The organism is Usitatibacter palustris (assembly GCF_013003985.1).
In the GTDB taxonomy this organism is placed as follows: domain Bacteria; phylum Pseudomonadota; class Gammaproteobacteria; order Burkholderiales; family Usitatibacteraceae; genus Usitatibacter; species Usitatibacter palustris.
Genome location: NZ_CP053073.1, coordinates 1676538 through 1688705, shown reverse-complemented (window position 1 = coordinate 1688705; position 12168 = coordinate 1676538). Strand labels below are relative to the sequence as shown.

Sequence of the window (12168 nt, the reverse complement as noted above, 5' to 3'; positions counted from 1 at the left end):
ATTATTGGAGGACCTCGAGGGACGACTCGTCGAACTTGTAGCGCAACCGCACGTACGGGCCCTTGGCGCTGTAGTCGGCCCCCGCGAGCGCATCGTCGCGATAGCCGAAGAAGTTATAGCCCGCGGACACCCAGAGGTTCGTCGCGACGTTGTAGCCGAGCTCCATCCCCACCCCATATTGCCTTGATGCGGTGGTTTCACCAAAGAGCACGCTGGTGACCAGGGCCACGTCCCACTTGGGCGCGAATTCCCAGGTGGCGCGGCCGCCGATCAACTGCGCGCGGTACTTGGCGGTGATGCCGGCGGTCTTCTCGTTGGTCCACTTGGCGGCGAGGCGGCCGGTCACGAGGAACGGGCGCACCGGCTGCCAGTCGGCGTGCAGCGACACGATGTCGGTCGTGGTCTTGAGCGCGATGCCGGCCCGGGTCGAATCGCCTTCCATGCGGTGCTCGACGCGGGCAAGCGCATTCCACTTGTTCGTTTCCGTGTCGCGCCACGCGAGGCCCGCCTGCAGGCGCTCGATCTCGCGCTCGGTCGCGGGCGCATCGGCCGTCGCCTTGTTCCGCTGCAGCGAGTAGGCGTTGCGGCCGAGCACGGTCCAGTTGGCGTTGAGCTTCGCGGCGAGACCCACGGTGAAGAGGAGAGAATCCGCACCGGTGGCTTCGCGAAGCTCCAGGCGCGTCGTGCCTTTCCAGAGCGGGTTCGCGGTGTATTCGAGCGCGAGGGCGAGCGCGGTGTTCTCGTTCTGGCCCGTGCCCGAGAGCGCATGCACGCGCTCGATCGAGGTCCCGAGACGCAGGCCCGTGGCGAGCGTCCAGAGGTTCTTCAGGCCGATCGCGGCTTCGGCATCGCCGCCCGACATCGCGTCGCGGATGCGGTACTCGCTGAACACGCGGCCGTCCTTCATGTATTCGGTGTCGACGCCGACCGCGGTGGTGTTCTGGCGCTCGCTCGGGTTCAGGCCGTACGGGCCGGTGATCGACGAGACGAATTCGTGGCGGGCGTAGATGCGGCCGCGGTTCGGGAGCATGTATTCGCCACCGAGGGCGAGGATCTTGCGGTCGGCGTCCTTCACGTCGACTTCCGCTTCGCCGTAGACCGAAACGCCTTCGACGAAAGGCACCTGGCCCGTGAGGCGCGCACGGACCGTGGTCACTTCGTCGGGCATCGGCACCGGCGTGGGCTGGCCGTCGATGACCGGGTACGGCGAGATCGAGCCCTTCTCGCGCGCGTGGCGCACGCCGACTTCCACGCTCATGCGGTCGGTGATTTCCTGGGTCACGGCGGCGAGCGCGCCATCGCGAACCGAATTGCTCGTGAGGTCCTCGGAGCGCAGCACTTCCGCCCTCACCTGCGTGCCCGGACGCGCCTGCCACTCGACGCGGCCGCCCGATTCGCTGCGGCCCTGCGTGAGGTAGGAACCCGGATTGTCGAAGCCCTTGTCGGTGCGCGCGACGAACGCGTTCGCCTTGAGCCCCTTGTTGTCGTACTTGAGCTCGATGCGCGCGGCATCGCCCTTCACGTTGTCCACGCCGCGCTGGCTCTGCGCGAGCTCGCCGATCACGTAGGCGTTCTCGCCGAGCTTCACGGTCGCGTTGGCACCGGCGAGCTTGAACGGCTGCTCGGGGTTGCGGTCTTCGGCGTAGGAGGCACCGACCTCGATGTTCTCGGTGACCTTCACCTGCGCCTCGACGCCGCCCACCCAGAACTTCTCGCCGCCCTGGTCGACTTCGTAGGTGACGCGGATGAAGACCGGGTTCAGGTTCTTGTCGACGCTGGAGACCGGCGAACGGAACAGGATGCGGCCGGTGAGCGAATCGATTTCGTAGTCAGTGAAGCGCGATTGCGGCAGCGTCTCGATGATGAGCGAGGGCTGGTTGCGGTCGCGCGTGATGATCTCGACCTTCTCGCTGTTGACCAGCGCGCCGCGCGTCGAGAGCTCGTAAGGGCCGGAGGTCCCGTTCGCGCGCAGCTCCTCGATCACCTGGCGCGTGGAATCCTTCGACGCGAAGGCGTTCACGCTCACGCGGTCGTTCTCGTAGTGCTGGCGGATGCCGGTGAGCGAGCGGTTGTAGTTGGAGAGCTTGCGCACTTCGCTGACCGTCTGCGTCGTGAAGTCGCCCCACAGCAGGTAGGAGCGGCCCTTGTCGAGGCGCACGTAGAGCTTGCTCGTCGATTGCGCGTCGTAGCCGCGCACGCCTGAATCGCCGTAGACGGGATAGAACTCGTCGGGCTGGATGTCGCGGAACAGGCGTTCCTTGGTGTCCTTGTCGGAGTCGTAGGCCGCGGTGAGCAGGATGTCGCCCTTGATCTTGCCCTTGAGGAAGAAGGCCGCGCGCGCGCCCGCCTGGCCCTTGCCGTCGTCGAATTCCTTCGACAGGTGGCGCAGCTCCTGCTCGAAGCCGTCGGCATCGCGCGTCGGCGTGAGCGTGCGGGTGTTGATGTTGCGCAGGTTCACCACGCCCTCGATCACGCCCGCGGCGATGAGGTTGCGAAGCTCCGGGAGGAAGTCGACGCGCGACTCAACCTTGAGCGTGCCGCTCGACACGAAGATGAGCGTCGGTCCCGGCTCGAGCGGCGCGGAGAGCGCGAACTCGCCCTGCCCGCCTTCGACGAACACCTGGAAGCCCGGCTCGTTGATGTCGGCGTCGGCGCCGGTCCACTGGCCGCGGTTGGCTTCGAGCGTGACCGCCGTGCGCACCGTCACCGGCACGTCGTTGTCGTCGAAGAGCTTCACCAGCACCTTCGCGGCGGAGCGGCCGTCGGCGATGCCGCCACCGACCGGCGGGACGACCACGATCTTGCCGAGGTTGCCCGGGGCGCGAATCGAGATCGTCGCGTTGCCGCGTGCGTTGCCGAACTGGTCCTTCATCGTGAGCGTGAGCATGTTCACGCCGGGCTTGAGGTCGATACCGAAGTATTCCCAGGCCTGGACGTTCTTCTCGGCGAGCACCGCTCGCTTGCCCACGCGGTTGTCGGCGACATCGGTGCCGTTCACGGAGAGCACGAAGGTCGTGCCCGCCGCGCCCTTCACGCGAACGACCGTCTGCGAGCGCGGCAGGACGTCGCCGTCCTTGAGGCCCACGAAGGCGAGCGTGTTGTCGAGCTCAGGCAGGAGTTTCTCGAGGTCGACGAGCGGCGCGGCGGGCTTCTGCGCGGCGGCGGGCTTGTCGATCTGCGGGGCCGGCGTCGGGCGCTGCGGCACCGGCATCTCGACCACGCTGTTGAACGGCAGCGACTGTTGCTGCGACGCGCCGGCCGAATCCGTGAGGCCCGGGGCCGCGGTGCCGCCGGGCGCGGTCGGCGTCGAGACGATGCCCGCGGCCGACTGCGCCTTGAGGTCGGGGAGCACGCGCGCTTCGGTCGCGAGCTGCGCGCCGGCGAGTGCCGCGAGCGAATCGCCCGATTCGGCGAGCGCCTTCGCGCGCGCCTTCACTTCGTCGATCACGGCCGGCTCGCAGCCGCGCAGCGCGAAATCGCCGCGGTGCAGCTCGCCCGCCTTCAGGTCGACGATGCGGCTGCCGCCGTCGCCCAGCGAGCGCGCACCGATGGCCGCGATCGACGTGCCCGGCGGGAGCGTCATCTTGTCGGCCTTGAGCACGTGCGTGCGGTTCTGGATTCCGTAGAAGCTGTACTTGCCCTCGCCATCGGTGAGGATGAAGGTGCCGTCCTCGAGGAAGAGGCGCACGCCGGCAACACCCAGTTCGCCCTTGTCCTGCACGCCGTTGGCGTTGCAGTCGAGGTAGACCTTGCCGAGGATGAAGCCGCGGTCGCTGAACACGCCGCCGACCACCGTGACCTTCACCGAGGCGATGTTCGAATTCGTGGTGATCCCGCCGGCCGTGTACGAAGCCTGCACGCGGTTCACGCCGTCGCCCTGCATCGCGCCCGGCCCGAGGCGGACGCGATAGGCGATGTCGATTTCCTGGCCGCGCGTCATGTTGCCCAGATCCAGCACGAGGCGCGGGCCGGCGCCGCCCACCGGATCGGGAAGTGCCGCGCCGTTGCGGCGCGCGGTGCCCTTCACGTAGGCGAACCCCGCCGGCAGGCTGTCGACGAGCACGACGCTCGCGCGATCGAGCACGTTGCCGGTGTTGTTGCGCACACGCACCACGTAATCGATGAACTCGCCCATCTCGGCGACGAGGCGCGAAGCATTCTTGCGAACGAAGAGACCGTCTTGCGCGGTGGCATCGACCGGCACGTCCACCACGACCATGCCGTCGTTCACCTGGAAGGGCGTGCCGTAGGAGCCGCCCGAGGTGAGGCCGTTCACGTTGAGGTTGCGGCCCGGAACGAGCTGGGTCCACGGCACCTTCGAGGCGAACGAGTAGCCGTTGGGCGGTGCGACTTCGAGGCAGTACCAGCCCGCCGTCGACGCGGTGAAGGAGAAGCGGCCGTTGGGTCCGGTGATGCCGCTCGCGACCTCGGTCTTGCTGCAGGTCGTCGGTGTGGCGGTCACGAGCATCACCTTCGCGCCGGCGACCGGCAGGTTGGTGGCGCTGTCGAACACGATGCTCATGGATTCGATGAGGGTGACGGCGGTGGCGATCGTGCGGCCGCAGCCCTGGAGGTCGACTTCGAAGACGTCGTTCACGCGGCCTTCGAGCGTGCCGTTGTCGGCGACGACCGTGGCATCGCGCACCGGAAGTGCCGGGACCGTGAAGATGCCCGTGTTCGGACCCGTTTCCGTCGCGATGGCGGTCTGGCGTTCGCCGCGCGGGCCGGTGATCACGACGGTGCGCGTATCGACGACCGTCGGTTGCGTGTTGCACGCGGCCGCATTGGCGCGCAGGTAGAACGCGCGCCCGATGACCGCACTCGTGGTGGGCACGCCGTAGGAGCCATCGGTGTAGTTGCGGATCGCGTTCTGCGGCTCGGGCGGGCCGTCCTTGTCATCGACCACGGTGATGTCGCGAACCATCAGCGCGCCGCTCGTGTTCGCGGTGAGGGTGAGCGTGGTCGCGTTGGTGGCGACGGTGTCCTTGGTGTTCGCCGAGCGCAGCGCGGCGCTCTTCGCGTCCATCGGCGGTGCGACGACTTCGACGAGGATGCGCAGCTTCGCGCCCGGGACGAGCATCGCGGTCCAGCCGGTGATGATCGGCGTGTCGGTCGGATCGAGCGCGCCGACGATCGACTGTCCGCCGGCCACCGGGTTGTCGACCCAGACGGTCGCGGTCCAGCCCGGCTGGTCGTTGGTGATGTAGCCCAGCGCGACCGTGAGGTTCTCGTCGCAGTTGCCGCGGTTGGTGACGTAGTGCGTGTAGGTGACGCGCTGGCCGCGGCCGATCATCGACTGGTTGTCCGGATCGAGCACCGTCTTGCACAGCTTGCCGAGCGAGGCGACGACGTCGTCGTCGGAGGCGCTGCGCGCGGGTGAAAGTGCGGAGCGCGCGGTCTTCGTGACCTTGTAGGCACCCGGGGGCGCGGTGGCGGGGATCGACGCGCGCAGCACGATGCGATACGTGCCGTTGGCTGCGACCGGACCCGTATCCGGCGTGCCGTTGCCATCGGTATCGGCGAGCGGCGTGACGCCATCGGGCTGGAAGAGCGCGAAGGTCGTGCCCTGCGGGAAGTTGCTGCCCGCGAGCGTGATGTCGAAGCGGTCGGTGCCGCTGCCGCGGTTGGTGAGCAAGTTGTTGAACGTGACCGTCGTGCCGGGTGCGGCCGAGGCAATCGTCTCGCCCTTCAGCTCGAGGTCCACGAGGCCCGTCACGGTGTAGGTCGGGCTCTCGGTGGTCTGGCGGTTGCCGGGGTTGCCCGACGCATCGCTGAACACGTAGGCCGCGGTGTTGGTGACGACCGTGCCGATCGGGAGGCTGGGGGCGATTTCCACATCGAAGGTGACGGTGCCGGCGGTGCCCGCGGCGATGCCGAACACCGTCGCGTTCACCTTGCCCGACGTGAAGTCGTAGGCGATCTGCGTGGCGCCCGCGCCCTGGCGATCGCCGGACGCATCGGAGAGCGCCGTGCCCGACAGGCCCGACCAGCGGCCCGTGCCCGGCAGGTAGCGCATGCCCGAGGGCAGCAGGTCTTCCATGACGACGCGCTCGCGCGCCTTGTCGCACGACGAGTAGCGCAGCGTCACGGTGACCGGCGCGAACGGCGAGAGGCCGCGTTCGCGCGAAAGCATCTTGGTCACGAGCGCGCAATCGGCGACACCCGGCGTGCCGTACACGGTGACCTGGTCGATGTTGGGCGCGACCACGACGTTGCCCGAACTCCGGACGGACACGATCACCATGCCCGAGGACGCGATCGGCGCGCCCGCCGGAACGGTGCCGCTCACGACGAAGCGTACCGATTCGCCCTGGTTGAGGGTGACGTTGCCCGTGAGGGGAGTCGCGTTGTCCGCGACGCCGTCGCCGTTCGCATCGAGATAGATGGCGAGCCCGCCGAGCGTGAACGTGCCGCCGCTGTCGGTGGCGGTGACGGTATAGGTGTCCGACGTGGCGCCGATGTTGGTCAGCGTGTGCGGGAAGCTGACCAGCGAGCCGGGCGCGACCGAGCGCGTCGAGTTGCTGGTGAGCAACGCCGCGAAGGTGTTGGGCAACAGGGGCGAACTGGTGACGAGGAGCACCGTGTTCGACTGCGCGGTGATCGGCGTGGCGCCGATTTGCGCGGTGCCCGTTGCGCGGTTGGGAATGATGGTGCCCGTGGCCGGCTGCGCGAACACGGAACCCGCCGCGAATGCGAACGCGAACGCCGCGAGCGCGCGCCAGAGGCGGCTCGTCGGGTTCTCGGTATTCGCGCGGTTCGTCACGGGTTTTTCTTCGTTTTTTGAAAAAGGGAGGCGCCGCTTACGCGACGCCTCCCGAAAGCACCTGGGCGCCATCAGGGAGGCAGAACGACCCAGGTGTACAACGCGGTACGTACTTCATCGATGTGTTCGTCGTTTCCATTTTTCGCTGCGCCCTCTTCGGGAAGACGCAGGGAAAAGTGGGAGGCATCGCTTGCGCGATGCCTCCCTGAATCACTCGGGCGCCATCAGGGAGGCAGTGCAGCCCGAGTGGAGTGACGCTGCGTGCATCACGGATCGATCCGGACGCAGAAGGTCACGACCGCGCTCGAGGAGGGCGTGAGCGGCCCCACCGTTGCGGCGATCGTTCCGAGGTTGCCGTTACCCGGGGACGTGATCGTCCCGGGTGCCGTCGCGGGCGCGCCGCAAGCGTTGTGCTGGCGCGTGTTCGCGGGGATGTTGTCGCTGATCACGACCGAGGTGATGCCTGCGGCGGTCGTGTTGGTGCCGGTGATGCGGTACGCGATGCACATGCCGGGAGCCGTTGCCGGACCCGACGGAATCGGTGCCGTCGTGTAGCCCACGTGCGGTCCAGGCGCCGCGCAACCGACCGCGACCTGTTCCTTCACGAGCACCAGGCCATCGGTCACCGACGTCGAGTCCGTCGCCGAGGCGCCCGACGCACCGGCGTTGTAGCGCGCCGTGAACGTCGTGACGTTGGCCGGATCAAGAGCCACCGCGCTGCCCGGGGCGAAGACGCGGATCCACACCGTGCGGGTCGCGTTGACGCCGAGCGCGAACGTGGTCGCAGTCGAGATCAGGTTGGCGGGAACATCGTCGATACCAGGCTCGAACACGCCGATGACGCCGGCATCCAGGTACGCCGCGGAGGTCCAACCCTGCCCCGAACGGGAATCCGAGAGGAATCCCGCGACGAAGCTGATGGTCTCCGAGGTGTTGCCCAGGTTCGTGATGGTGTGGGCATAGGTCACCGAACCGCCGGGGAACGTCTGCTGCGTGTTGTTCGGCGTGACGGTGACGCTGTTCACGGCATTGACCGTGACGCGATCCACCTTCGAGTCGAGCACGGTGCCGTTGAGCGCCGAGGTCGCGGTGAAGGTGAGGTCGTAGTTGCCCGCGGCCGCCTGGTTGGAGGTCGTGGCAGGAACCACGACTTCCGCGCAAACCAGCCGGTTGGTGCCGCCACCGATCGTTCCCGTGCTCGCCAGCGCTGCGCCCACCGTGCTGCAAACGGGGAGCACGCCGCCATCGGCGCGGAAGGTCACGGACCAACCCGCGGGCGTTCCGGTCGTCGTGAGGTTGTACGAGTCGGCAACACCGCTCGTGTTGTTCACGTAGAGCACGAAACGCGACGTGGTCGGACCCGTCGGCGAAGGCGTCACGAGATTCGTCGTGATCACCGTCGCGCCGGTTACGCCATGGCCGTTGTTGCCGGTCGTGGCCGTACCCGCCGGGGTCGAATCGCTACGGGCGGTGTTGTTCGTCAAGTCGACCGTGTTGGTGCCGATCACCGTAAGGGTGTCCGTCACCGTGTCGGTCCTCGTGTTGTCGAACACCGAGGTCGCTGTCTTGACCACCGAGAACGGACCACCCGACGCAACCGCGGGCAGCTGCACGCGCAGGATCACGCGGTAGCCGCATCGCAGGTTCGTCGCGTCCGCCTCGAAGCCAACGGGGCAGCCTGCCGCAAACACCGGGATCGAAGGCGTCGTGTTCGCGATGAGCGACGTGATGCCATCGGCCTGGAGCAGCGTGAAGGTCGTGCCGAGCGGCCACGGGGGTGCGGCGTTGCCCGTCATCGAGATCACGAACTGGTCGGCCGCGTTGCCGTGGTTCCAGATCACGTTCGTGAAGTTGAGGGTGGAGCCCGGCGCCGCGGAGGCGATGGTCACCGGTTCGGCGGTCCCGTTCGTGCTGACCGTGGTCGAACCGTTGGCCACGACGTTGGCAATACGCAACACCTGGTACGTCGCGGTGTTGGTGTTGGTCGCCGCGAACGCGTCATACAGGTACGACGCCGTGTTCGGGATGAGTCCCGGCGCAACACCGGAGTTCACCGTGACCTGGAACGTGAGCTGGCCCGAGGAAGTCGCAGGCACGCTCGCGATCGTCGCGGTGACGCGGTTGGCCGCGGTCACGTTGAAGTCGTAGGCGATGCCCGTGTCTCCGCCGGCGCCGTCCGTCAGTGCCGTCGCTCCCGTGCCACTCCAGCGTCCGCTGCCCGGAACGTACGTGAACCCGTTGAGCGGGTTGACGACGTCGCGCAGCTCGAAGTTGCTCGCTGCCGCGCTGCCCGAGTTCGTGTACTGCAGGGTCACCGTGATTGCAGCCGCGCCCGGCGAAGGGCCGCTCGTCACCGACAGCGACTTGGTCACCGCGATCGCCGCATTGGCCACGGTGGTCGTGTCCAGGTTGGTGAGCGTGGTGGGCGTCGTATCGGAAACGGACGCGGTCATCGTGCCGACCTGGCCGTTGGTCGCACCGCCCGGAACCGTGCCCGCGAGGACGAAGCGGAAGACGCCCGCCATCGCGATCGGACCCGTGGTGGTGATCGGCGTGAAGTTGTCCGGCACGCCGTTGCCGTCGGCGTCGATGTAGTACACGGGGGTTGCGTGGGTGAAGGCTCCACCCGTCGCGACCGGCGTATTGAGCGTGTACGTGTCGGTGCCGTTACCCGTGTTGGTGATCGTGTGCGGGTAGTAGACGGTCTGGCCCGCCGATGCGGCGCGGAAACCAGGCGAATCCAGCGTGAAGCTCTTTACCTGCGAGACCGTGGTCTGCACCAGGTTCGACGTGGTCGAGCGGCTCGTAAGGCCCGCATCGACGTAGGTTGCCGTCGCCTGGTTGCCGATCACGGTGCCCGCCGGAGGGGCCGCGTGTGCCCGTCCCGTCGAGAGCCCGAAGAGCAGGCCCGCGACCAGGACGAACATCGCGACCACTGCGGAACGCGAAGGGGCTTCGCGCTTGGCGGTCGTGTTCGTATTCATTTTGCTTCTCCTAAGTTGCGTTGTTTGTTCAGCTGCGTTCTTTGAAGCGCGAAGACCGGCCGGGGCCGGTCATGCGGAAATTTCGTCAGGTGCCGTTCATTTCCCGCCTCCCTTGTTCCCCGGCTCACTCGGGGATCTGTCGTCGACAACCCGGACGCGGGCGGTGAACTTCACCGCCTGTTCGCCCGCCAGTGCGCCGTGCTGCCAGCGCAGGGAGCGGTACTCGCGAACGGGCACCCTTTCCTCGATTTCCTTGCCGTCGCGCTTGACCTTCCGCACGAGCGGGAGGTCGGCATAGGCGGCGCCGTCGGTGCTGGCCTTCGCGTTCGCGGGGCTGGCACTGTCGGGAATGAATTCGGTGTTGGCCGGGATGGGCAGGGTCGCCGCGAGGTTCGTGACGGTCTGCTTGCCCGTGTTGCGGTAGGTCGCGACGTACTCGATCACGTCGCCGGGCCTGGCCGATTCGGCGGCGGCAAAGGTTTCCTTGCCGTCGGCGGCCTTGATGACCTTGCGGGCTTCCAGGCGCGTCTCGACCGGAGCCGGGGCGCCCTTCTGCTGTGCGGGACTGGCGAGGGCGGTGAAAAGTACGGCGATGCCCAGGCTCCATGCGATCAACTTTTTCATCGTGTCACTCCAAGTTAAGGCTGCTATGGCAGCTCACATTGGCCGGCAGTATCGCCGCTGTAGGCGTCGAAACCTTATGACCTAGGTCACAACGCTCGTTTTCCTGCCTTACAACCGCAATTTCGTTGTAACTTCTACTTTTTTTCATTTCAATTCAGTATTTTACGAATTTCGTGAGGTAAGTCACAAATCCCGACCGCTTCATTTGTAGCGAAGTCGCAAGTGATCCGTTGAACGCATTGTTTTTATTAAACAAAAAGGCATCGTTCGCACGCCATCAAGGCGTTGCGAATGTCATCGCGTTGTTTGCTTAAAAGGGCCTGCTTTTCGGCTCTTCGCATCAATGACCCCGCCAGCGACCCTTTTTCGGGGGACTGGGCGGAGCCTGCTGCGAGCTGACAGAGCGGGAGGCCTTGGTTGCAGGAGCCGGGTTGCGCTGCCCGGCCGCGATGCCGGCGATGCCGGCGAGGGAAAAGCGGGTGATCTGTTGGGCGAGGCGCTCGCGCGCCTTGGCGCCGCCCACGACGCCCGGATAGATCCGGTCGAGCGCGGGACGGCCGAAGAGGTAGAGCAGGCACTGCCCTGCAATGGAAAGCGTGGCGAGCGTGACGTCGGCTTCCACCGCGCGTGATCCGGCGAGCTCGCGCACGACGATGCGGATGCGCTCGAGCTGGGGACGCGTGAGCTCTTCGACGAGCTGGTCGAGCTGGGGCGTGGGCGCCATCGCCTCGTGGGCGAGGATCCGCCCGAGCGGCGGCGATTCGGCGCCGGAGGAGGACAGTCCGTCGAGGAAGGCGTAGATCAGGCGGTGAAGCCTGCGTTCAGCCGATTGGCCGCGGCGCTCGCCCAGGTTGCTGGGAAAAGCCGCCATGGCCTGGCCGGCGAGGAATCCCAGGGTGGCCCGGTACAGGCCCTCCTTGCCGCCGAAGTAGTAGTTGATCGCGGCCAGGTTCACCCCGGCGGCATCCACGATGCTGCGGATGCGCGCTCCTGCGAAACCGTGCTGTGCGAACTCCTCGGAAGCCGCCTTGATGATGCGGCGGCACGTCTCGTTGTCGTGCAACGCGCTGTTCTGGATCAGCATATCCCCCCCAGGGAAACACTTTCCTGTTTCAAACATATTTTTGAAACTCGATCTTGCCCTGTTTTCCCAAGTAAAAACAAGGCCTTTCTGGGGCGGTTTCGCGATGCGCACCCCTCGGCTCGCCGGCTGAAACAAGGGGGAGGGAAAAGTGCCCGTTCCGATTGCTGAATGCGCACGTTCCTTACGGTCGCACGTCTGGTGAGATGGGCCCGTACGTCGGCGACGGGAGGCAGGCGATGCGCCTGGCAGTGGCAGTCCTGGTGGTGCTCGTCCCCCTTGCGGTGGCCGGTGCCTCGCAACTTGCCCGCGCCGGCCCTTCAGCCCCAAGCGCGGCCGTGCGGATCGTGGTCAGCGTGCCGCGCGTCCTCACGCTCCAGCTGCTCGATCATCCGCAGACGCTCGAAGTCGGCGCGCAGGACGTGGCGCGCGGACACGTCACGGTCCGCGGCCCTCGCGTCGATATCCTTGCCAATGATCGCGCCGGCTACCGGCTGCGCGCGGACCTGCACGGCGCGGCGTTCGACAACGTGGAAGTCGTCGGCCTCGATGCGCCGCTGGCCGCGGGGCGCGAAGGCAGCGTCGTTCGCATGCCCTCGCAAGCGGGCAAGCCGCGCGCGCCGCCGCGCTCGGTCGAATACATCTTCAGGCTCGATCGCGACGCGTTGCCCGGTGTGTACCGCTGGCCGGTGGCGTTGTCGCTCGAGCAGCCCTGA

General features: G+C 67.1%; 5 protein-coding genes. 1 reads left to right on the top strand and 4 read right to left on the bottom strand.

All coding sequences use genetic code 11. From position 1 onward, the window contains the following. Window position 1: 1 nt before the first annotated feature. The 4 genes from DSM104440_RS08520 to DSM104440_RS08505 form a co-directional block, all read right to left on the bottom strand. Window positions 2–6763 (bottom strand): SdrD B-like domain-containing protein, encoded by a 6762-nt coding sequence (locus DSM104440_RS08520; protein ID WP_171161624.1) that lies wholly within the window; start codon window positions 6761–6763, stop codon window positions 2–4. A 266-nt stretch (window positions 6764–7029) separates the two neighbouring features. Continuing rightward, the gene (locus DSM104440_RS08515; RefSeq protein ID WP_171161602.1) at window positions 7030–9747 is read right to left on the bottom strand and encodes a beta strand repeat-containing protein; all 2718 of its coding nucleotides are present in this window, start codon (window positions 9745–9747) and stop codon (window positions 7030–7032) included. A 96-nt stretch (window positions 9748–9843) separates the two neighbouring features. Next, on the bottom strand, window positions 9844–10371 hold the full coding sequence (locus DSM104440_RS08510; RefSeq protein WP_171161600.1) for a DUF11 domain-containing protein: 528 nt from the start codon (window positions 10369–10371) through the stop codon (window positions 9844–9846). A gap of 340 nt (window positions 10372–10711) precedes the next feature. Then, window positions 10712–11455, bottom strand: coding sequence for a CerR family C-terminal domain-containing protein (locus tag DSM104440_RS08505; RefSeq protein ID WP_171161598.1), 744 nt, complete (start codon window positions 11453–11455; stop codon window positions 10712–10714). Window positions 11456–11691: 236 nt separating this feature from the next. Here DSM104440_RS08505 and DSM104440_RS08500 point away from each other — a divergent pair, with 236 nt between their 5' ends. Further along, the gene (locus tag DSM104440_RS08500) at window positions 11692–12168 is read left to right on the top strand and encodes a hypothetical protein (RefSeq protein ID WP_171161596.1); all 477 of its coding nucleotides are present in this window, start codon (window positions 11692–11694) and stop codon (window positions 12166–12168) included.